The sequence below is a fragment of the Massilia sp. BGA-UO-ETr-WB1 genome (genome assembly GCF_059567845.1).
Window position 1 is genome coordinate 964884 of record NZ_JCAQOT010000024.1, and the last position, 20851, is coordinate 985734.

At 68.7% G+C, this 20851-nt stretch carries 15 protein-coding genes; 7 read left to right on the plus strand and 8 right to left on the minus strand.

The features are described 5' to 3' along the window. Positions 1-21 precede the first annotated feature (21 nt). On the minus strand, positions 22-1242 hold the full coding sequence (locus AC56DV_RS17500; RefSeq protein WP_496315510.1) for a PQQ-dependent sugar dehydrogenase: 1221 nt from the start codon (positions 1240-1242) through the stop codon (positions 22-24). 257 nt (positions 1243-1499) lie between these two features. On the opposite strand from AC56DV_RS17500, the gene AC56DV_RS17505 reads away from it, so the two are divergent. Together AC56DV_RS17505 and AC56DV_RS17510 are read left to right on the plus strand one after the other, a co-directional pair. Continuing rightward, positions 1500-1976 carry a DUF2306 domain-containing protein gene (locus tag AC56DV_RS17505; protein WP_496315511.1) on the plus strand — a complete coding sequence of 159 codons (477 nt, stop codon included), beginning with the start codon at positions 1500-1502 and terminating at the stop codon, positions 1974-1976. A gap of 31 nt (positions 1977-2007) precedes the next feature. Next, entirely contained in the window at positions 2008-2832 is an 825-nt protein-coding gene (locus AC56DV_RS17510) for an SDR family NAD(P)-dependent oxidoreductase (protein WP_496315512.1), read from the plus strand. Between the two features lie 27 nt (positions 2833-2859). Here the strand turns inward: AC56DV_RS17510 and AC56DV_RS17515 are convergent, their stop codons facing one another. From AC56DV_RS17515 to AC56DV_RS17535, 5 genes are all read right to left on the minus strand, one after another. Further along, positions 2860-3012: a DUF1427 family protein gene (locus AC56DV_RS17515; RefSeq protein WP_496315513.1), complete on the minus strand. Its 153-nt coding sequence runs from the start codon at positions 3010-3012 to the stop codon at positions 2860-2862. Further along, positions 3009-3236, minus strand: a complete 228-nt coding sequence (locus AC56DV_RS17520; protein WP_496315514.1) for a DUF1427 family protein — start codon at positions 3234-3236, stop codon at positions 3009-3011. Before AC56DV_RS17520 ends, AC56DV_RS17515 begins: the two co-directional genes overlap by 4 nt. 11 nt (positions 3237-3247) lie before the next feature. Further along, on the minus strand, positions 3248-5131 hold the full coding sequence (locus AC56DV_RS17525; RefSeq protein WP_496315515.1) for an amidohydrolase: 1884 nt from the start codon (positions 5129-5131) through the stop codon (positions 3248-3250). A 99-nt stretch (positions 5132-5230) separates the two neighbouring features. Further along, positions 5231-5941 (minus strand): dienelactone hydrolase family protein, encoded by a 711-nt coding sequence (locus AC56DV_RS17530; protein WP_496315516.1) that lies wholly within the window; start codon positions 5939-5941, stop codon positions 5231-5233. Positions 5942-6014: 73 nt separating this feature from the next. Further along, positions 6015-9080 carry a DUF6701 domain-containing protein gene (locus tag AC56DV_RS17535; protein ID WP_496315517.1) on the minus strand — a complete coding sequence of 1022 codons (3066 nt, stop codon included), beginning with the start codon at positions 9078-9080 and terminating at the stop codon, positions 6015-6017. A 198-nt stretch (positions 9081-9278) separates the two neighbouring features. Between AC56DV_RS17535 and AC56DV_RS17540 the strand changes: the two genes are divergently transcribed. Next, positions 9279-12098, plus strand: a complete 2820-nt coding sequence (locus AC56DV_RS17540) for a bifunctional diguanylate cyclase/phosphodiesterase (RefSeq protein ID WP_496315518.1) — start codon at positions 9279-9281, stop codon at positions 12096-12098. Positions 12099-12107: 9 nt separating this feature from the next. Beyond that, positions 12108-13178, plus strand: a complete 1071-nt coding sequence (locus tag AC56DV_RS17545) for a histone methylation protein DOT1-like protein (protein ID WP_496315519.1) — start codon at positions 12108-12110, stop codon at positions 13176-13178. Here the strand turns inward: AC56DV_RS17545 and AC56DV_RS17550 are convergent. Then, positions 13175-14827 carry a M28 family peptidase gene (locus AC56DV_RS17550; RefSeq protein ID WP_496315520.1) on the minus strand — a complete coding sequence of 551 codons (1653 nt, stop codon included), beginning with the start codon at positions 14825-14827 and terminating at the stop codon, positions 13175-13177. The genes AC56DV_RS17545 and AC56DV_RS17550 overlap by 4 nt on opposite strands. 66 nt (positions 14828-14893) lie before the next feature. Then, positions 14894-15286 carry a nuclear transport factor 2 family protein gene (locus AC56DV_RS17555; protein WP_496315645.1) on the minus strand — a complete coding sequence of 131 codons (393 nt, stop codon included), beginning with the start codon at positions 15284-15286 and terminating at the stop codon, positions 14894-14896. Positions 15287-15408: 122 nt separating this feature from the next. Here AC56DV_RS17555 and AC56DV_RS17560 point away from each other — a divergent pair, with 122 nt between their 5' ends. The 3 genes from AC56DV_RS17560 to AC56DV_RS17570 all read left to right on the plus strand — a co-directional run bounded on the left by AC56DV_RS17560 (position 15409) and on the right by AC56DV_RS17570 (position 20750). Continuing rightward, a complete protein-coding gene (locus AC56DV_RS17560; RefSeq protein ID WP_496315521.1) occupies positions 15409-16326 on the plus strand; it encodes a substrate-binding periplasmic protein in 918 nt (305 codons plus the stop codon). A gap of 48 nt (positions 16327-16374) precedes the next feature. Next, complete coding sequence (locus AC56DV_RS17565; RefSeq protein WP_496315522.1) at positions 16375-18678, plus strand: DEAD/DEAH box helicase; 2304 nt, start codon at positions 16375-16377, stop codon at positions 18676-18678. Between the two features lie 275 nt (positions 18679-18953). Further along, positions 18954-20750, plus strand: a complete 1797-nt coding sequence (locus AC56DV_RS17570) for a TnsB C-terminal domain-containing protein (RefSeq protein WP_496315523.1) — start codon at positions 18954-18956, stop codon at positions 20748-20750. Positions 20751-20851 lie beyond the last annotated feature (101 nt).

Below are 20851 nucleotides of genomic sequence, written 5' to 3' on the forward strand. Positions count from 1 at the left end.
GCCATTCTACCTTGCGCGGCTTCAGCGGCGCACGATGCGGTACACCTGGCCGCTGCCGGCCAGCACGTACAGCTCGCCCTGCGCGTCCTGCCCGAAGGAGGGCACGTTGCCGGGATTGTCCACCGCCCATTCCTGCGCCCCGCTGACCACGCCGTTGCGGTAGACAAAGCTCTTCAGGTAGCCCTTGCAAAAGTCCGAATAGAAATACGTGCCCGCCAGTTCGGGAATGGCCGTGCCCCGGTACACATAGCCGCCGGTGATCGAGCAACCGTTCACGTCGTTGGCGCCGTGCAGGTATTCGAACACCGGCAAGGTCAGCCCGGCCTGGTTGCAGCTGGCCGCGCTGTAGCAGGCCGTGCCCTCCATGATGTTCCAGCCGTAGTTCTGGCCGCCCTGCGCGGCCGGCGCCGCGTTCACTTCCTCGCGCTGGTCCTGGCCCACGTCGGCGATGTAGAGCAGGCCGTCGCTGCGGTCGAAGGAGAAGCGCCACGGGTTGCGCAGGCCGTATGCCCAGATCTCGCCGCGCCGCCCGGCCTGGCCGGCGTACGGGTTGCCGGACGGGATGCCATAGGTTTGGCCGGGCACGATGATGTCCACGTCCAGCCGCAGTATCTTGCCCAGCAGCGAGTTGAGGTTCTGGCCGTTGCGCAGCGGATCGCCGCCGCCGCCGCCGTCGCCGGTGCCGATGTACAGGTAGCCGTCCGGGCCGAAGGCCAGCTGGCCGCCGTTGTGGTTGCTGAACTCGCGGTGCGCAATGGTGAGGACGCGGCCCGTGGCGGCCGGGTCGGCCAGGTTGGGGTTGCTCACGGACACCTTCATGCGGTCGACGGCGATGTCGCCGTTGACGTCGGTGTAGTAGATGAAGAAGCTGCCGTTCTGCGCATACTGCGGGTGGAACGCCATCGACAGCAGGCCGCGCTCGCCGGTGGTGGTGGTCTGGCTGCCGATGTCGAGGAAGGGCGTGGCCAGCAGCACGCCGTTGGCCACGATGCGGATGCGGCCCGGGCGCTCGACGATGAACAGGCGGCTGTCGCCGGCCGGCGCAGTCAGGTGGAGCGGTTGCGCGAGCCCGCTGGCCACGCTCTGCAAGGCCAGCTGCAGCGTGGCCGGCGGCGTCACGGGCGGGTTGACGACAGGCGGCGGCGCCACCGGCGCGCTCGCGCCGCCGCCCCCGCCACCGCATGCGGCCAGGCCAGCCAGGGCTAAGGACAACACCAGCATTCTCAGCGCATTCGATCGCATGGCAGCCTCCATATCCGTGCCGGTTATTGTAGCGGGCCGGCGTGGCCGGCGGCGCGCAGCAGGCGCCGGGCCGGCCCGCATCGGCGCATCCTTTGCGCTGCCTCAATGCGGCGGGCGGATGCCGGTTTCTGCGGCAACGTTGCCCTCTCCAACGCAGCCCTGGCGCATCCCTGCCTTTTGCCATAAGACGGCGCGGCGCAACAGTATTAGCATTGTTTTTGCTGCAAGCCCCCACCATCACGCTAAGGACCGACATCATGCTTGGACTTACCCCGCTCGGCGCCGTCCACACCGCCATCAGCCTGGTCGCAGTGGCCGCCGGCCTGATCGCCTTCTGGCGCGACAAAGGCATCAACCCCGCCAACACCCTGGGCCAGGTCTACATCTGGACCACCGTGCTGACCTGTTTGACCGGCTTCGGCATTTTCGAGCGCGGCGGCTTCGGCAAGCCGCACGCGCTTGGGGTGATGACCCTGCTGGTGCTGGGCCTGGCCTGGCTGGCCGCGCGCGGCAGCCTGTTCGGCGCCAGGGCCGCCGCCGTCATGACGGTCAGCTATTCGCTGACCTTTTTCTTCCACATGATCCCGGCCATGACGGAAACCGCGGTGCGCCTGCCGGTGGGCCGCCCGCTGGCCGACAGCCCGGAAGCCGAATGGCTGAAGCTGGCCGCCGGCATCCTGTTCCTGATCTTCCTCATCGGCGCCACGCTGCAAGTGCGGCGCCTGCGCAAATGACGATTGCAGCTAAGCCTACCAGGAGAACAGCATGGCAAACACGGCACTCCCCGGCACCGCCCTCATCACCGGCGCCTCCAGCGGCATCGGCGCCACCTATGCCGACCGCCTGGCCCGGCGCGGCTACAGCCTGGTGCTGGTGGCGCGCGACCAGCAGCGCCTGGACGGCGTGGCGGCCCGCCTGCGCCGGCAATACGGCGTCGCGGTCGAGACCCTGCAGGCCGACCTGACCGCGCGCGCCGACCTGGCCCGCGTCGAGCAGCGCCTGGCCACGGATGCCGCCATCACCCTGCTGCTCAACAATGCCGGCAGCACGGTGGAGGGCAGCTTCGTCGGCGCCGACATGGACAAGGTGGAGAACATGCTGGCGTTGAACATCACCGCGCCCACCCGGCTGGCCAGGGCCGCCGCCGGGCGCATGGCGGCGGCCGGCGCCGGCACCATCATCAACCTCGGCTCGGTCACCTCGCTGCTGCCGGAAAGCTTCTCAGGCACCTATAGCGGCAGCAAGGCGTATATGCTGAACCTGAGCATCGCCATGCAGGCCGAACTGTCGGCGAGCGGGGTGCGGGTGCAGGCCGTGCTGCCGGGCGCCACCCGCACCGAGATCTGGGAGCGCGCCGGCATCGACCTGAACGCGTTCCCGCCCGGCATGGTGATGAGCGTGGACGACATGGTGGACGCCGCGCTGTCCGGGCTGGACCAGGGCGAAGCCGTGACCATCCCGTCGCTGCCGGACCTGCAGGACTGGCAGCGCTACACGGCCGCCCGCCTGGCGCTGCAGCCCAACTTGTCGCTCAGCGTGGCGGCGCCGCGCTACAAAAAACCGGCCGGCGTGGCCGATTCCAAGATGTAAGTCAGACATGTAGTTGCGGACCCTGCTTTACATCATCCCGGCGGCCACGTAGCCGGCCGTCATGGCCACCACCAGCAGCGCGCCGACCGGCGTCGGCGGCGAAGGGGAGGGGATGTCGAACCAGCGGCACACGCCGCCCACGGCCAGTCCCAGCAGGGCGCCTATCAGCAGGGGGCTCATTCGACACCCTCCTTGCCCAGCGCGTGGCCGCCGCAGTGCTTCTTGTTTTGCGCCGCTTCCTTGGCCAAATAGCGGTCCACCAGCCAGTAGCCGCTGCTCATGGCGAACACCAGCAGGGCGCCGCTGAGCACCGGCGGCGACGCGGCCGGAATGCCGAACAGCTTGCAGCCGGCGCCCACCACAAAGGACAGCACCAGGCCCAGCGCGATTTTCGTGTAGTTCATGGCGGCCCCCGTCAGAACGCGAAGCAGCTGCAGCCCAGCGCGCCCCAGAAGCCGCTGAAGTCCGACACCGGCACCGACGAACGGCGCGCGCGGTCGTGCGAGTGCGCGTGCACGCCGCACGGGCCCTGGCACTGGTGCGGCAGCGCGGCGGAGGCCACGGAAGTCTGCGGCGCGGGCGCGGCCCGGCGCCAGTGCCCCGGCGTGCTGGCCACCGGCGACCAGTCCGGCAGCACCGGGATCGGCGGCGGCGCCAGCGGCGTGAACTCGGCCTGCCCGTAGACCACCTTGCCGCCGACGATGGTGAGCACCGATTCGATCGACTTGATGGCTTCCTCGTCCACCGTGAAGAAGTCGGCCGACAGCACCGCCAGGTCGGCCAGCATGCCTTCCTGGATGCGGCCCTTCTTGCCCTGCTCGTTGGAGAACCACGCGCTGCCGGCGGTCCACAGCTCGATGGCGGTGTCGCGCGACAGCTTGGCGCCTGCGTCGTACAGGCGCATGCCGCCCACGGTGCGGCCGGACACCAGCCAGTACAGCGCCGTCCACGGGTTGTAGCTGGCCACGCGGGTGGCGTCGGTGCCGGCGCCCACCGGCACGCCGTTCTCCAGCATGCGCTTGATGGGCGGGGTGGCCTTGGCCGCTTCCGTGCCGTAGCGCTCGACGAAGTACTCGCCCTGGAAAGCCATGCGGTGCTGGATGGCGATGCCGCCGTTGAGCGCCTTCACGCGCTCGATATTGCGCGGGCTGATGGTTTCGGCGTGGTCGAACATCCAGTGCAGGTCGCCGAAGGGGATGTCGCGGTTGACCTTCTCGAACACGTCCAGCATGCGCGAGATCGATTCGTCGTAGGTGGCGTGCAGGCGGAACGGCCAGCGCTTGCTCACCAGGTGGCGCACAACCTTTTCCAGCTCCGCTTCCATGTCCGGGTTCAGGTCCGGGCGCGGCTCCAGGAAGTCCTCGAAGTCGGCCGCCGAGAACACCAGCATTTCGCCGGCGCCGTTGTGGCGGTAGAAGTCCGTGCCCTGGCCGGGCGTGACCATGTCGGTCCACTTCTCGAAATCCTCCAGCTCCTTGCCCTTGTTCTGCGTGAACAGGTTGTAGGCGATGCGGATGGTGAGCTGGTCCTCGCGCGCCAGCTGGTCCACCACCGAGTAGTCCTCCGGGTAGTTCTGGAAGCCGCCGCCGGCGTCGATGGCGCTGGTCACGCCCAGGCGGTTCAGTTCGCGCATGAATTGGCGCGTGGAGTTGATCTGCAGGTCCAGCGGCAGCTTGGGGCCCTTGGCCAGCGTGGCGTACAGGATCATGGCGTTGGGGCGGGCGATCAGCATGCCGGTCGGGTTGCCGGACGCGTCGCGCTGGATCTCGCCGCCGGGCGGATTCGGCGTGTCCTTGTCGTAGCCCACCACGCGCAGCGCGGCGCGGTTCAGCAGCGCGCGGTCGTACAGGTGCAGCACGAACACCGGCGTGTCCGGCGCGGCGGCGTTGATCTCGTCCAAGGTCGGCATGCGTTTTTCGGCGAACTGGAACTCGTTCCAGCCGCCCACCACGCGCACCCACTGCGGGCTGGGCGTGCGCAGCGCCTGTTCCTTGAGCATGCGCAGCGCGTCGGCCAGCGACGGCACGCCTTCCCAGCGCAGCTCCAGGTTGTAGTTCAGGCCGCCCCGGATCAGGTGCAGGTGCGAGTCGTTCAGGCCGGGCACCACGCTGCGGCCGTTCAGGTCGATCACCTGGCTGGTGGGGGTGCGGTGGCGCATCACCTCGTCGGCGTCGCCCACGGCGAGAAACCTGCCGCCCTGGATGGCGACCGCGCTCGCTTGCGGCTGGGATTTATCGACCGTGTGGAAACAGCCGTTGATGAGGATCAGGACGGGTTCGGGTGTGGCTTGGGTACTCATGCGGTTCTCCTGCGGACTTTAGCGGTAGCCTGCAGTATGCCGCCGCGCGCGGCGGCATACTATGCGCCATTGGGGAGAGACGGCCGTGTCGGGTTCCGCTCAGATGGTTTCGCTCAGGAACACCAGCGTGTGGCCGTGCGCCAGCGCGGCCGGCTGCTGGCGGTAGCTGGCGCGGTGGCCGCAATTGAAGCCGTGTTCGGCCTCGGTGTACAGGTGCACTTCCACGTTGTCGCGGTCGTCGAAGCGCTCGGCGATCTTCTTCACCGCGTCCAGCGGGATGTGGCTGTCGCGGGCGCCGAAATGCATCATCAGCGGCACGCGGATCTCGTCGGCGCGCCCCAGCGCGTTCTGGATGCCGCCGCCGTAGTAGGCCACGGCCGCGTCCACGTCGCCGTTGGCGGCCGCGTGGTAGGACAGCAGGCCGCCGTAGCAGTAGCCCAGCGAGGCGATCTTCGCGCCCACGCCGGGCAGGGCGCGCAAGGCGTGCGCGGCGGCGCGGATGTCGGCCTGGGCCTGGTGGATGTCGCTGGCCTGCTTGAGCTGCACGGCGCGCTGCCAGTCGGCCTCGCCGTAGCCCAGTTCGATGCGCGCGCCCTGGCGCCAGAACAGGTCCGGCGCCAGCACCATGTAGCCGTCGGCCGCGTACTGCTCGGCCACGCCGCGGATGTGCTCATTGACGCCGAAAATCTCCTGCAGCAGCACGATGCCCGGCGCGCCGCCGCCGGCGGCCGTGTTGCGCGGCAGCGCCAGGTAGGCGCCGAACACGCCGCCGTCGCCCTGTATCTCTATCCACTGGGAAGTGCCGTTCATGCCCGCTCCTTTACCGTTGGTGGGGGAAACGGCCATGCTACCGCAGTTCCGGCAGCGCGGCCGCAGCGCTGGTTCAGTGCAGTTCGCGCAGGTAAATCACCGGCGAGCGGTACACGCCGTAGGTGAGGACGCCTGCGGTGCTGGGTAGCCAGGGAAAGGCGCCGACGCGCAGGTTCGCTGTGCCGTTGCGGCCGGCGCCGGGTGCAGCCACGCGCAGCGAGGAGCGGCCGGAAGTGAATTCCAGCTTGGCCGACGGCTCGGCCGCTGCCAAGCCGGCGAAACAGGCCGTGCCGGCGGCCAGGTTCTTGGTGCACCCGCTAAACTTAAGCACATCGAGCCCCCCCAGTGCGGTGGTGCCTTGGGTGACGTCGGCTTTATTGTGCAGGAACTGGCTGCCGGTCCAGTACTGCGACTCCACGCCCACCTGGCGCCTGAGCAGTTCCGAGCCGTAGCTGTGCGCCACCTGCAGGCGGCCGGCCACCACCGCGATGCCCGCTTCCACCGCGCCGGTGCGCTGCGAGGTGACGCCGTCGCCATCGGTGGCGCGGAAAAACACATTGACCGGCTGCGAGATGGTGTTCAGCTGTGTAGCGGTGCCGAAATTCTGGCTGAATGCGTATCGGACCTCGCCCAGGCCCACGCCGGCCGTGAAGACGAAGGGCGTGGCGACGGACGGCCCGCCCGTGCCTGACGGCATGCTGCGCGCGGCGGCGTCCACCGGACGACGCTCAGGATTGCTGTTGGTGGCTGCGGCCGGCGAGGGCGGATTGACGGCGCCCGCCGCGTTCCAGGCGGTGATGGTGATGGGCCGCGCATAGCTGCCCGCGTAGTTCCTGGTCAGCGTGGGCAAGCTGGTGCCGCTCATGGCGTTGACCGTCAGGCCGAAGGGCTGTACCGCGTAGATAAAGCGGTTGGCGGCGCAAGTGATGGGGAACGCGCCGGCCGGGCAGGCCATGACAGGCGCGGCGTCCGGGGCGGTGAGGGCGGTGTCGAAATGGTCTGGAATGAAGCGGCCGATATTGCCGCTGGCGGGACTGGACACGCTGCCGGATTCGAGATCGGCTATGTCGATGCCGGCGTACAGCCCTGTTTTCTCCGTGAACGCTTTCAGGGAGATGATGCCCACTTCATTCCACGCCAGCCCGCCAAGCAGGAACCTGCCGGGCGAGGCGCCGCTGGCGCCTGCATTGATGGCGGATACGAAGGCCGGCGGATTGGGAACCGACAGCGAGCCCTTGTAGCCGTCAGCCGGCGGCACCGGATCGACCTGCTGGTGCGTGAGCCTGAACCGGCCGGGAACATCTTCCTTGCCGAAATTGGTGGTAATAATATTGTTCTTGCTCAGCGCAGTTACCCGCACCGAAAAAAGCGTGCTTGCCTTGGTGAAGACCGGGCCGCTGGCGTCGGCGGCTCCTGGATTGGCGAAGCCGGACACGCTTGCATTGTCGATGCTGTAGTGGTGCGGCGCGACCACGAAGGTGGCGCTTTTCCCGTCCGCAGTGACGAAGTTGGCGCCGCTGGCCGTGTACTCGGCCGACAGCGACAGCTTGCCTACGTCGTCGTACGCCAGCGTGCCTTCGGCCTTGCCGTTGCCATCGAACGCCAGCGACAGGCTGGCGCCGGGGGCGCCGCCGAAGCCGCCGCTGCCGCACGCCATCGCAGCGGTGGCGCCGCTGGTATTTGCCAGGTTGACGTTGCGGCTCAGCGCGTTGCTGTTGGTGTCGGGGTCCAGGTAGGCGCAGCGCATCACCAGGGTCCTGGAGCTGTTGGCGATGAGCGGAATACAGCTGGAGGGGGTGCGCTTGTCCTCCTTCAGCGCCTCCACCGTGAACTTGCCGCTCACGCCGGCCAGGCGCGCGCCGGCGGTTAGCTGCAAGCCCGCTTCGGCGAAGTGCATGGCGCACGAGGCGCTGGACGGGGCGTCGCAAGTGGTGCCGGTGGCGGCCGCAGGCGTGGCGGACGCGATAGCCAGCGTGGCATTGCCAGCCACAGTCTGGCGCACATGGGCGCTGCCGATGCCGTTGGTCAGGCTGAAGACGGGCGCGGGCGACTCCACCGAGTTGGGCGACAGCGTTACCTGCGCGGCCCCGCCGTACAGCGAAGTGCAATCGGCGTTGGCGCAGGCTTTCACGGTGACGGCTTCGGCCTGGCAGGTCAGCCCCTGGCCGTCGTGGGTGATCTGGTAGTGGTGCACCGAGTTGCCGCCCGGCGGCGTGCACACCGCCGCGTAGCTGGTGTTCTGGTAGCCGCTGTTGTCGGTCACGCAGCCGCAAGGGTCGCCGCTGGTGCCGTCGCGGCAGGTGATGGCCTGGTACACCCGGCCGTGCCATTGCAGTTCGATGCGGTCCACCAGCGCAGTGCCGGTGATATAGGCTTCCGACGATTGCAGTTCCACCTTGCCGGCGACGACGTTGCCGTTGATGCTGCTGGCCGAGCCGATGGTGAGCTTGTTGCTGGCAGTGACGTTGCCGTTCACGCGCGACGGCGACGGGTCCAGGTCGACTTTCGGCGACACCAGGTTGCCGTTCAGCGTGCTGCCGGACGCCAGGTTGAACGATACGCTGGCATTCACGTCGCCCGTCAGCGACACCGGCGAGTTGGTGGTGACCTTGCCGCCGTTGATGTCGCCGATGATGGTGGCGTGCGAAGCGATGTTGATCGGGCCGTTGGCGGTCAGGGTGCCGGTCACCTTGGTGGCCGAGCCGGTGCCGATATCCATGTGGGCGGCGCTGATGTCGGCCACGATGGTCTGCACCTGGGCGCCCATCTTGAACGGGCCGCTGGCCGCCAGCGAGCCGCCGGTGATGTTCAGGTTGAAGCTGGGGATGTCGCCGATATCGAGTTTCCCGGAAACTTCCAGCCGTGCCGTGCCGCTCATGGTGAGCTTCTGGTTGTAGTCGAAGGTCATGGCGCCGTTCACCTTGACCGTGTAGCCGCTGGCGATGGTCACGTCCTGGCTGGCGCTGAACGGATTACAAGTATAGGTGGAGCTGGCCGCATCGTAGTCGCAGCCGACCACCAGGCCGCCGTTGAACAGCACAGAGGTGTTGGCGCGGGCTGGGCCGGCCATCAGCAGGGCGATTGTCAGCGCCAGTGGGGCGCCCAGGCAGGTGATCCAGCGTGTGAGGAAAGAAGCCATACCGGATTGTCCACGAATGTACACGATGCCCTCATTATATGCCCAGCGGCACGATCCGATGCCGCCACGCCAGCGCCATCCATGCTAATCTTTCGGTTTTACCAGCTTTCACGACGGGTGAATCCGATTAGCGCTTCCCCCACTCCGATTTCCGCTACTTCGCAGCCGCTGCCGGGCCGCCTGACGAAATACCGCCCCATGGCGCTGGCGTTGCTGTGCGGCCTGGGCTGCACGGCGCTGCTGTTTGCCGGCGTGAGCCGGCTGGAGCGGGACAAGGTGTCGCTCGCTTTCCAACAGCGCGCGCACGCGCGCCTGTTCGTCCTGCAGCAGGGCGTGGGCAACGCGCTGGCCGGCCTCAACTCGGTCAACCAGCTGTTCGCCAGCCACCAGCAGGTCACCCGCACCGAGTTCCGCCTGTTCACCCGCCCCATCCTGGAACGCTCCCCGTACGTGCAGGGCATCAGCCATCTGCGCCTGATCAGCCACGCCGAGCGCGCCGCGCTGGAGGCCGAACTGGCCGCCGTGATCCCGGGCACCACGCTGACCGAAATGCGCGACGGCAGGCCGGTGCCGGCCGGGGAGCGCGCCAGTTACCGCGTGATCGACTTCATCGAACCGATGGCCGGCAACGAGGCGGCGCTGGGCCTGGATACGGCCTGGCCGGCGCTGGACGGCGGCGCGCGCCAACGGGCCTACGACAGCGGCCAGCCCACCGCCGGCAACCTGGTGCGCCTGGCGCAGGGGCCGGAGCCGCGCGTGGGCGTGATCGTGTCGATGCCGGTGTACCGCTTCGGCTCGGAACCGGCCGACCCGGCCGCGCGCCGCGCCGCGCTGCAGGGCGAGACCGCCATGGTGATGCGCCCCGGCGCCATGATAGAGCGGATCTACGAGGCTGCCGGAGTGCGCGCCAGCATGGGCCTGGACCTGAAGGTGTACGCCGGCGCCGCACAGGACCCGGAAGTGCTGGTGTTCGAGGCGCGGCTGCCGCCGCCGACCCAGGCCACGCTGCCGCGCTGGCTGTTTCCTGCCGCACCGGCGCGCCTGGAGCAGCCCTTCGACGTGGCCGGCAAGACCTGGCTGATGACGGCCAGCCAGCCGGACGCGGTGTTCGTCAGCGACCATCTGGCCTCCATTTTCACGCTGGCGCTGGGCGCCATGGTGAGCCTGCTGGGCGCCGCGTACGTGCAGACGCTGGCCAGCCGCAACCGCGACGTGCAGCGCCGCGTGGACCAGCGCACCGCCGAACTGAAGGACGTCAACCGCACCATGCGGCTGCGCGACCGCGCCATCGAGTCCAACGTGAACGCCATCATCATCACCGACGGCGCCCCGGGCTACGCCATCGTCTACGTCAATCCGGCCTTCGAGCGCCTGACCGGCTACGCCAGCGCGGATGTGCTCGGGCGCAGCACGCGCCTGCTGCCGCGCGACGACCTGGACCAGCCGGGCGTGAACGAGCTGATCGCCGCCGCGCGCGAGCAGCGCGAAGGGCACGCCGTGCTGCGCCACTACCGCAAGGACGGCACCATGTTCTGGAACGACGTCTATGTGTCCCCGGTGCGCGACGAGCATGGCGAAGTGACCCATTTCGTCTCCTTCATGCACGACATCACCGCCATCAAGGCCTACGAGACGGAACTGCACCACCAGTCCACGCACGACGCGCTGACCGGCCTGCCCAACCGCGTGCTGCTGCTGGACCGGCTGCGCCAGACCATCACGCACTCCGAACGCAAGGGCCATGCGCTGTGGGTGGTGTCGATCGACCTGGACCGCTTCAAGTTCACCAACAGCCGCCTGGGCCACAAGGGCGGCGACCGGCTGCTGCAAGCGGTGGCCGAGCGCCTGCAGCTGGCGCTGCGCCCGGTGGACACGGTGGCGCGCATCGGCGGCGACGAGTTCGCGCTGATGCTGCTGCCCGAGCAGGGCGCACTGTCGCCGCGCGCCGACCAGGTGCAGCGCGTGCTGGACTGCCTGGCCGCGCCGCTGCTGATCGACGGCCAGGAGCTGTTCTTCACCTGCAGCGCCGGCATCGCCGTCTACCCGGCCGACAGCGCCGATCCCGGCGTGCTGATGGAACGGGCCGACATCGCCATGTACCGGGCCAAGGAAATGGGCGGCAACAACTACCAGTTCTACACCCCGGCCATGAACGAGCAGCTGGGCGAGCGCATGCTGATCGAAGGCGCGCTGCGCACCGCGCTGGAGCGGCGCGAGTTCGTGCTGCATTACCAGCCGCAGGTGGACACGGCCAGCGGCCGCATCGTCGGCATGGAAGCGCTGATCCGCTGGCAGCACCCGGACCTGGGCATGGTGGCGCCGAACCGCTTCATTCCGCTGGCCGAGGAAACCGGCTTGATCCTGCCGGTGGGCGCCTGGGTGCTGCGCACCGCCTGCCGGCAGCTGATGGCATGGCGCGCCGCCGGCGCCGATGGCGCCGCTGCCGGCGCGCGCGACGCGCTGCGCATCGCCGTCAACGTGTCGGCGCGCCAGATGGCCGAGCCGGACTTCGTGCAGTCGGTGGCCGAGGTGCTGGCCGAAACCGGCTTGCCGCCGGCCTGCCTGGAGCTGGAACTGACCGAGAGCCAGGTGATGAACGACGTCGAGCACGCCATCTCTGTGATGCACGAGGTGAAGAAGCTGGGCGTGCTGCTGGCCATCGACGATTTCGGCACCGGCTATTCCAGCCTGGCGCACCTGAAGCGTTTCGAGATCGACGTGCTGAAGATCGACCAGACTTTCGTGCGCGACCTGACCGTGGACCCGGACGACGCGGCCATTGTCACCACCATCATCGCGCTGGCGGCCAACCTGAAGCTGGACGTGATCTCGGAAGGCGTGGAAACGCTGGAGCAGATGGCCTTCCTGCGCCAGCACGGCTGCCGCCAGATGCAGGGCTATTACTTCAGCCGCCCGGTGCCCGCCGCCGCCTTCGAGGCGGTGCTGGCCGAGAACGAGGCCCACGCGGCGGCGCAGGCGCGCTCCGTGGCGGAGCAGGCGTTAGGCCGGGCCTCTTGAGGATTGCGCATGGCTGAGCTGCCGACTCCCGCCTGGCGCCGCGCCGACCGCGTGGCCGAACCGGGGGCCGCGCCTGCCGCCTGCGACACGCCGGAGGCCGTGCTGGCGGCCTTGCTGGACAGCGTGGAGGGCGGCGAGTTGCATGTGCGGCCGCTGCGCGCGCTGCTCGACAGCGGCCGCTTCGCGCGCTTCACCGAGATCGGCCTGGCGCTGCGGCGCGCCTTCCGCGATCCCTCCCGGCGCGACTATTTTCTGGCGCGCCTGAAGCCGCATCTGCGCTACGTGATAGGGCTGCTGCCGGCCAGCATCCAGCGCCACGGCATGCTGCCGCCGGAGCCGGCCATGCCGCCGCCGGACGTGCTGCAGCTGGAGCAGGTGGGCGACGCCGAGCTGCGCCAATGGCTGGTGGACGACGGCAGCCTGATTTACGGCGAATTCCAGCGCTACGAGCTGGAAAACTACTTCGACGCGATTGCGCCCTATGTGGCGGCGACGGCGCCGGGCGGGGAGATGATAGACCTGGGCAGCGGGCTGGGCAAAGTGGTGATGTCGGCCGCGCTGGCCCTGCCGTTCGCGCGCTGCACCGGCGTCGAGCTGCTGCCCTACCGCCACGCCATGGCCATGGAGCGCCGCGCCCGGCTGCTGGCGCGCGCCGCCGGGCTGCTGGCCGCGCTGGCGCCGCAGCAGCGGGAATCGCTGCGCCATCTGCTCGAGCTGGAGGCCCGCATCGAACTGCGCGAGCAAAACATGTTCGAGGCCGACGTCAGCCGCGCCAGCCTGGTGTTCATCTACAGCACCTGCTTCGCGCCGCTGATGGACGCGCTGGCCGCCAAGCTGGCGCGCGAACTGCCGCAAGGCTGCCTGGTGAGCTGCACCACCTTCCCGCTGTCGCATCCGGCGTTCCGCCTGCTGCAGCACTTCCCGTCCAACACCCTGGCCTGGACCGGCGTCTTCCTGTACCAGCGGGTGGGCGCGGCGGACGGCCCGCCGCCGCAACCGGCCTGCCTGTACGCACCCGACCCGGACGAATGGGAAGCCCGCACCCGCGCCGAGTGCGCCGCGTACGACGCTATGCCTTAGCGTTTCACCTTGGCGAACGCGTCGCCCTTCTTGAAGCTGGCCATGCCCGGCGCATTCGCCACCGCGTAGCCGAGGTTCAAGGTGAACTGCGCCTGCTGCACCATGCCCGACAAGTCCCAGTCCGCGCGGTACTCGTCCGTCACCTGGTGGTAGTCCTTCTTGAACGACACCAGCCGCTCGCTGGACGCCTGCTGGTTCTTCTCGAATTCGAAATGGCCGTCGCCCGAAAACACCGCCGAGCCCACGTTGAACGCCGGGATGCCGGCCTTGGCGAAGTTGAAGTGGTCGGCGCGGAAGTAGGCGCCCGACAGGTCCGGAATCAGCGGCGCCAGCTTCAGCCCCATCTTCCTGGCCACCTGGCCGGCGGTCTCGTACAGGCTGCTGCGCTCCGCGCCCGCCACGCCGATATCCTTGGTGCGGCCGGCGAAGTTCATGCTGTCCAGGTTCAGGTCGGCGCTGGTCTTGTTCAGCGGCCAGGCCGGATTGGCCACGTAGGCCGCGCTGCCCAGCAAGCCCTGTTCCTCGGCGGCCGGCCACAGGAAGACCTGGGTGCGCTTGGCCGGATGCTTGACCGCCTCCGCCGCCATGGCCAGCAGCGCCGCCACGCCGGACGCGTTGTCGATGGCGCCGTTGTAAGTGTGGTCGGTCTTGTCGTCGCGCTTGACGCCCTCGTCGATGCCGAGGTGGTCCCAGTGCGCCGAATACACCACCGCCTGTTCCTTCAGCTTGGGATCGGTGCCCGGCACGATGCCGGCCACGTTGAACTGCTCCACCTGGCGGATCACGCTGCGCAGTTCCACGCGGGCGGTCGCTTTCAGGTCCACCGGCTGGAAGTCGCGCCGTTCGGCGCGGCGGCGCAGTTCGTCCAGGTCGAAGCCGGAGGCGCCCACCAGCTCGCGCGCGGTGTCCTCGTGCAGCCAGCCCTCGATGTTGTTGCCGCCGGCGTTCAGGTGGAAACGCTCATGGCTGAAGCCATTGGCCGGCACCGTCCACGGATAGGACGCGGAAGGCGTGGTGTGGATCAGCAGCGCGCCGGCGGCGCCGCGCCGCACCGCCTCCTCGAACTTGTACAGCCAGCGGCCGTAGTAGGTGTAGGCCTTGCCGGCAAAGCGGTTCGGTTCCTCGGCGGTGGGCTGCGGGTCGTTCACCATCATGACCAGGATCTTGCCCTTCACGTCCACGCCCTTGTAGTCGTCCCAGTTCTCTTCCTCGGCCTTCACGCCGTAGCCGACGAACAGCAGCGGCGCTTCGAAGCTCACGCTGGCCTTGCCGCTGCCGGTGCCGTACACGATGCCCTGGCCGGGAATCGGCGTCAGGCGCGTGCCGCTGCCGGCGTGGAACGCCACCGAGCTGCCGGGCAGCAGCTTGGTGCCCTGGAAGCGCACCGGCTGGCGGTAGGTGCCGTCGGCCAGCGGCTTGAGGCCCATCAGCGCGGCCTGGGTTTCCAGGTAGCGCACCGCCAGGTCGCCGCCGCGCTGGCCGGTGCCGCGCCCTTCGAGCAGGTCGTCGGCCAGGAAGGACAAGTGGGCGCGCAGCGGCGCTTCGCGCACGATGGCTTGCTGGGCGTGGGCGGCGTGGGCGGCCAGGGTCAGGCCGGCGGCGATGGCGAGGGAGATGAAGGACGGGCGGAAGGACGGGGTGAAGGACATTGCTGCTCCATGTTGAGAGATAGGTCAGGTGGGCTATCTTACAACATGGGCAGTTGGGGAGAGAGCTCAGTCCTCGGTCGGCTGGCCGTGGAACGCCTTGTTGGCGATTTTCCAGCCGGCTTCCGTTTTCAGCAGCACGAAATAGTCGGTGAAGGTGGTGGCGCCGTGCACCAGCGTGATGCGGGCGCAGGCCGCGCTGCCCTGCACGTCGATCCAGTCCACGATGCGCTCGCGCTCGGCCTCGTCGGCGGCGGGCGCGCCCTTGAACCGTTCGCAGTACACGTCCAGCGGCCAGGACGTGAACACGCCTTCGCGCATCGACTCGATATGGGCGGTCGGCAGGAAGGCCGCGCGCATGCGGGCCGCGTTGTCGTTGGCGTGGCCGGCGAAATACTGGTTGATCGGGTCCAGCACGGCGGCTTGTTCTTCGCTGAACGGGGGGCGGAAGATGTTGTTCATGTTCATGGGAGGCTCCTTTGTGGAGGCCCATCATGCCGGCCAGGCGCCGCGTTGAACCGCCGGCCGTGGCCATACCGGGTATTCGTCTGCACGCATGGACAAGCCGTGATAGCATTCCGCCAATGATCCGCAATGCCCTTCTCGCCGCCGCCGCGCTGGCCGCCGCGCTGCTGCCCGGCCGCGCCGGCGCCGCCTGTTCGCGCCCCATCGTGGTGCCGGCTTCCTCGCTGGGCAAGATGATGACGGTGAACCAGGCCAGCGGCGACGTGGGCGGAGTCTACCCGGAGCTGCTGCGCGAGCGGGGCCGCCGCGCCGGCTGCGAGTTCGTGTTCCCGGTGGTGCCGCGCGCCCGCGCCGAAGTCATGCTGCGCCAGGGCGACGCGGACCTGCTGGTGGGCGCGGTGCAGGTGCCCGAGCGCGACCAGTGGGGCCGCTACATCCCCATGATAGGCACCGAATGGATGCTGATCTCCACCGACCCCGATCCGCCGCGCAGCACCGATGCGCTGCTGGCGCGCCCCGGCATCCGCCTGAACGTGGTGCGCAGCTTTAACTACGGCCCGGCCTACCTGGCGCTGCTGGCGCGGCTGGACAAGCAGGGCAAGCTGGAATACGTGAAAGACCCGCAGACCATCGCGCGCAAGATGGAAATCGGCCGCGCCGACTACGCCTACATGCCGTCCAATACCTTTGCCGGCACGCTGGAGGAGCTCGGCCTGCGCGATTCGCTCGGCCAGCGGGTGCACTACACGCGGCTGGCCGGCATCCCGGCCTCCACCAGCGGCGTCTACATCTCGCGCAAGACCGCGCCGGACGACGCGGCGCAGCTGGCGGCCATGCTGGAGCAGCTGAGCCGGGACGGCGAGCTGCTGGCCCGCACCCGCAAACTGTTCACGCCGGCCGAAATGGCGAGCAGTTTTCCGCTCCCCGCGCAGCCGCCAGGCGCGAACAAGCCAGCCCAGGGCCAGCCCGGAGCCAGCCCGAAGCCCGCCCGGGATTCCGAACAATTGGGCATTAGGCGGCCGGAGGGAGTAAACTAGCGCTTTTGTTTCGCATTGGGCGATTCGAACATACTTGTGAGTGACGCCATGTCTGGAACACCGAATACCGAAGTTACGCTATTTTCCGACCTTAATCTCAGCCCCGCGCTGATCAAATCGCTGAAAGAAGTCGGCTACGAGTCGCCGTCGCCTATCCAGGCCGCGACCATCCCTTATCTGCTGGACGGCCGCGACGTGCTGGGCCAGGCGCAGACCGGCACCGGCAAAACCGCCGCCTTCGCGCTGCCCATCCTGTCCCAGATCGACACCAGGCTGACCGCGCCGCAGGCGCTGGTGCTGGCGCCGACCCGCGAACTGGCGATCCAGGTGGCCGAGGCCTTCCAGCGCTACGCCGCCTACATCCCCGGTTTCCACGTGCTGCCGATCTACGGCGGCCAGAGCTACGGCCCGCAATTGTCGGCGCTGCGCCGCGGCGTGCACGTGGTGGTGGGTACCCCCGGCCGCGTGATCGACCACCTGGACAAGGGCTCGCTGGACATCTCCAAGCTGAAGACCCTGGTGCTGGACGAGGCCGACGAAATGCTGCGCATGGGCTTCATCGACGACGTCGAGCGCATCCTGAAAGAGACCCCGGCCACGCGCCAGACCGCGCTGTTCTCGGCCACCATGCCGTCGGTGATCAAGCGCATCGCCACCACCTACCTGAACAAGCCGGCCGAAGTGACCATGGCCGCCAAGACCGGCACCGCCGAAAACATCCGCCAGCGCTACTGGCTGGTGAGCGGCATGCACAAGCTGGACGCGCTGACCCGCATCCTGGAAGCCGAGCCGTTCGACGGCATGATCATCTTCTCGCGTACCAAGATGGGCACCGAGGAACTGGCCGAGCGCCTGAACGCCAGAGGTTTCTCGGCCGCGGCCATCAACGGCGACATGCAGCAGGCCGCGCGCGAACGCACCATCGCCCAGCTCAAGGATGGCAAAATCGACATTCTTGTCGCCACCGACGTGGCCGCGCGCGGCCTGGACGTGGAGCGCATCAGCCACGTGGTGAACTACGACGTGCCGCACGATCCGGAAAGCTACACCCACCGCATCGGCCGCACCGGCCGCGCCGGCCGCAGCGGCGAAGCCATCCTGTTCATCACCCCGCGCGAGCGCCCGCTGCTGAAAGCCATCGAGCGCGCCACGCGCCAGCCGGTGAGCGTGATGGAACTGCCGTCGCTGCAGGCGGTGAACGACGTGCGCGTGGCCAAGTTCAAGGACGAGATCACCGAAGTGCTGGCCAAGGGCGGCCTGGAGCACTTCCAGGGCCTGATCGAGGACTACGAGCGCGAACACAACGTGCCGGCGGTGGAAATCGCGGCGGCGCTGGCCAGCATGGCGCGCGGCGGCAAGTCCCTGCTGCTGGACAAGAAGAAGGAAACCGGCTGGCACGACTCGCCGCAGGCGGCTGCGGCGGCGCAAGCCGCGCGCGGCGACCGTCCGGAGCGCGAGCGCTTCGACCGCGGCGACCGCGGCGACCGTTTCGAACGTGCCGACCGCATGGACCGTCCGGACCGCGGCGAGCGCGCCTTCCCGAAAAAGGAACGCGTGATCCGCGAACCGGAGCCGGGCATGCAGACCTACCGCATTGAGGTGGGCTACCAGCACGGCGTCAAGCCGGGCAACATCGTCGGCGCCATCGCCAACGAAGGCGGCATCGACTCCAAGTTCATCGGCCGCATCGAGATCTACGACGACTACAGCGTGCTCGATATGCCGAGCGACCTGGCGCAGGACACCATCAGCCACCTGCAGGGCGTGAAGATCGCCGGCCAGATCATCCGCCTGAGCCGCGACGGCGAGCAGGCGCCTGCCGCTGCCGCCCCTGCAGCGGCGCGCGCCCCGGCGGCGCCGCGCGCAGCGCCCGCCGATCGCGCACCTGCGCCGAAGAAGGCCGCAAGGCCGGAACCGGAGCTGGCCCCGAAAGCCGACGACAGCGAACCGGCCTTCGGAGATGAAGCGCCGAAGAAGAAAAAGAAGGACAAGCACAAGGTCACCATGCCGATGAGCGCCTTCCGCATCGAAGTGGGCAGCAAGCACGCGGCCACGCCGTCCAACATCGTCGGCGCCATCGCCAACGAAGCGGGCATCGAAGCCAAGTACATCGGCCGCATCGAGATCTTCGACGACCACAGCGTGCTCGAACTGCCGGACGGCATGCCGGACGACGTGTTCCAGCACCTGGGCAAAGTGTGGGTGGGCGGCCAGCAGCTGCGCATCAGCCACGCCGACGCCATGCCGCCGGAATCGGCCAAGCACACGCCGCCGAAGGCCGCACCGGGCAAGAAGCTGCCCGGCACGGACAAGCCGCTGCGCAAGCCGGGCAAGTTCAACAAGTTCAAGTAATCCGCCGGGATACAGTCAGCACCAAGGGGCCGCAAGGCCCCTTTTTCTTTGGCGCGCGCACGCTGGCGGTGCGCCGGCTGCCGCTGCGCACCAAAAAAAGCCGGTCCGCAGGCCTCCCGCTGCTAGCGCTATCCCCGCCACGCCCCGCAAGCACTGTTTTTTGCCATCTGGCCTGGAATTTGCTTCTACAGCACTATTTCCTGTCCAGCGAGGGTGACGTGATATCCCGAAATGACCTTCTTGAATATGCAGGGCCGGATCGCAAAACGATCCGCGTGCTGTGGATAGACGCGGCGCAAACCACCGCCTATGTGTACGACGTGCAGGCCCACAGCGCCGAGGCGGAACTGGCGCGCATGGCGGTGCTGCAGGCGGACCTGGCCTCCGGCCGCGCGCGGCTGCTGCCCGACGACCCCTATATGGTGGTGGTGAACCAGGACCTGCTGCCTGAGAAGCACCTGCAGCTGCGCGCCCGCGCCTGGGAGATCGTGCGCGAGCTCACCGCCATGGAGCCGGCCATCTACGAGCCGCGCCGGCGCGGCCAGCTGGTGTCCGAGTACACCATGCGCCACGGCGTCTCGCATCCCACCATCTACCGCTACCTGCGCCGCTACTGGCAGCGCGGCCAGACCCCGAACGCGCTGCTGCCCGATTACGCCAATTCCGGCGGACGCGGCAAGACGCGCGCGGCCTCCGAAGGCGTCAAGCGCGGCCGCCCGCGCAAGGAAGGCGCCGCGCCGGGCGTGAACGTGGACGAGCAGATGCGGGCGGTGTTCCGCGTCGCCGTGGCGCGCCACCCCGCCACGCATCCCGCGTTGTCGCGCCGCGCCATCTTCGACCAGATGCTGCGCGACTTCTTCTGCCAGCGCAGCATTGTTCCCGCCACCTTGCGGGTGCAGCGCGGCGAGCCGCCGGCGGCGCTGCCGACCTTCGGCCAGTTCAGCTACTGGCTGGAGCAGGACCATCTGCTGGAAGCGCAGCGCATGGCGCCTGCGCTGGAGGCCGACAGCGCCATCGCGCGCGCCGGCCGTCCCGGCGCCGCCTTCCGGGTGGAGGCCATGCAGGCCGACGTGCTGCTGGTGTCGCGCGCCGACCGCAGCCAGGTTACCGGCAAGCCTTACCTGTATGTGGTGACGGACATCTTCAGCGGCGCAGTGGCCGGCATCTACGTCAGCATGGAACAGCCCAGCTGGCGGCACGCGCAGATGGCGCTGGCCAACAGCGCAGCCGACAAGCGCCGCTACTGCCTGCGCCATGGCCTCGATATTCCTTCCGGCGCCTGGCAGTCGCGCCATCTGCCCGAGCTGCTGTTCGCCGACGCCGCGCTGCTGGGCAATGCCGACGACTGCGACGACAGCACGCTGCTGAACAACTTCAACGTGCGCTGCCTGGTCGCGCCGGCGGCGGCGCCGTCGCCCTGGAGCGCGGAGCTGGGCAAGCGTTTCGCGCTGCTGCCGCAGAATGCCGCCGCCGCCACCGGCGGCGCCGCATCGGCCCACCCGGCCGCCGGGGGCGAAGCCGGCGCGCTGCCGTGCGGCCGCCTGGACGCGGTGCTGGACCTGGAACAGTTCACCCGTGTCGTCATCAGCAGCGTGCTGGCCTACAACCACGCGCGCCAGGCGGACGGCTACACGCCGCAGCAGCTGTGGGACTGGGGCGTGGCGCAGCGCGGCACGGCGCTGCGCCAGTACGCCGAGGAGCTGGTGCATTGCAGCCTGCTGCCGGTGCACGACGCGGTGGTCACGGCCGAAGGCATCTGCCTGCACGGCACCTACTACAGCTGCGCGCGCGCCGTGGAAGGACGCTGGTTCGAGCGCGCCGCCCAGCGCGGCCAGTGGCACGTGAAGGTGGCATGCGACAGCGCCAGCCTGGACACCATCTACCTGCTCGACCCGCAGGCGCCGATGCACTTCCACGCCTGCCATATCGCCGAACGCAGCGTGGCGCACCGCCGCCTGTCGTCGGCCGAAGTGGCGCGGATGCGCGCCGGCGACTTCCTGGCGCGCCAGCACGTCGCGCCGCCGGGCCAGTACGCCAGCTTCGAACGCATCGTGGCCGCGCTGGCGGGCTAACCTTCACCCTCCCGGCGCATCGGGATGGTGCGTCGCATCAAAATAGCACATCGATAGCAACAGGCCGTGACGCTCACCCCGTCACGGCTTTTTTCATTGTC

What these genes read in the sequence shown, in the direction of transcription:
- AC56DV_RS17500 (WP_496315510.1), bottom strand. Translation starts at nt 1,242, where the DNA reads ATGCGATCGAATGCGCTGAGAATGCTGGTGTTGTCCTTAGCCCTGGCT.
- AC56DV_RS17505 (WP_496315511.1), top strand. Translation starts at nt 1,500, where the DNA reads ATGCTTGGACTTACCCCGCTCGGCGCCGTCCACACCGCCATCAGCCTG.
- AC56DV_RS17510 (WP_496315512.1), top strand. Translation starts at nt 2,008, where the DNA reads ATGGCAAACACGGCACTCCCCGGCACCGCCCTCATCACCGGCGCCTCC.
- AC56DV_RS17515 (WP_496315513.1), bottom strand. Translation starts at nt 3,012, where the DNA reads ATGAGCCCCCTGCTGATAGGCGCCCTGCTGGGACTGGCCGTGGGCGGC.
- AC56DV_RS17520 (WP_496315514.1), bottom strand. Translation starts at nt 3,236, where the DNA reads ATGAACTACACGAAAATCGCGCTGGGCCTGGTGCTGTCCTTTGTGGTG.
- AC56DV_RS17525 (WP_496315515.1), bottom strand. Translation starts at nt 5,131, where the DNA reads ATGAGTACCCAAGCCACACCCGAACCCGTCCTGATCCTCATCAACGGC.
- AC56DV_RS17530 (WP_496315516.1), bottom strand. Translation starts at nt 5,941, where the DNA reads ATGAACGGCACTTCCCAGTGGATAGAGATACAGGGCGACGGCGGCGTG.
- AC56DV_RS17535 (WP_496315517.1), bottom strand. Translation starts at nt 9,080, where the DNA reads ATGGCTTCTTTCCTCACACGCTGGATCACCTGCCTGGGCGCCCCACTG.
- AC56DV_RS17540 (WP_496315518.1), top strand. Translation starts at nt 9,279, where the DNA reads ATGGCGCTGGCGTTGCTGTGCGGCCTGGGCTGCACGGCGCTGCTGTTT.
- AC56DV_RS17545 (WP_496315519.1), top strand. Translation starts at nt 12,108, where the DNA reads ATGGCTGAGCTGCCGACTCCCGCCTGGCGCCGCGCCGACCGCGTGGCC.
- AC56DV_RS17550 (WP_496315520.1), bottom strand. Translation starts at nt 14,827, where the DNA reads ATGTCCTTCACCCCGTCCTTCCGCCCGTCCTTCATCTCCCTCGCCATC.
- AC56DV_RS17555 (WP_496315645.1), bottom strand. Translation starts at nt 15,286, where the DNA reads ATGAACAACATCTTCCGCCCCCCGTTCAGCGAAGAACAAGCCGCCGTG.
- AC56DV_RS17560 (WP_496315521.1), top strand. Translation starts at nt 15,409, where the DNA reads ATGATCCGCAATGCCCTTCTCGCCGCCGCCGCGCTGGCCGCCGCGCTG.
- AC56DV_RS17565 (WP_496315522.1), top strand. Translation starts at nt 16,375, where the DNA reads ATGTCTGGAACACCGAATACCGAAGTTACGCTATTTTCCGACCTTAAT.